This window comes from Brevibacterium sp. 91QC2O2 (assembly GCF_024580695.1).
Classification (GTDB): domain Bacteria; phylum Actinomycetota; class Actinomycetes; order Actinomycetales; family Brevibacteriaceae; genus Brevibacterium; species Brevibacterium moorei.
Genome location: NZ_JANIJY010000096.1, coordinates 1 through 255 on the forward strand (window position 1 = coordinate 1; position 255 = coordinate 255).

The 255-nt window shown below is 52.9% G+C and carries 1 rRNA gene; it reads left to right on the forward strand.

The features are described 5' to 3' along the window. Positions 1-255, forward strand: a 23S ribosomal RNA gene (locus NQ036_RS15580); the annotation flags it as partial.

Genomic DNA, 255 nt, shown 5'->3' on the forward strand with positions numbered 1-255 from the left:
TGGTAAGGCTGAATACTTCCTGATGACCGATAGCGGATAGTACCGTGAGGGAATGGTGAAAAGTACCCCGGGAGGGGAGTGAAAGAGTACCTGAAACCGTGTGCCTACAAGCCGTCAAAGCAGTTTTGATGACTGTGCTGGCGTGCCTTTTGAAGAATGAGCCTGCGAGTTAGTGGCATGTGGCGAGGTTAACCCGTGTGGGGTAGTCGTAGCGAAAGCGAGTCTGAAGAGGGCGTTTGAGTCGCGTGTCCTAGA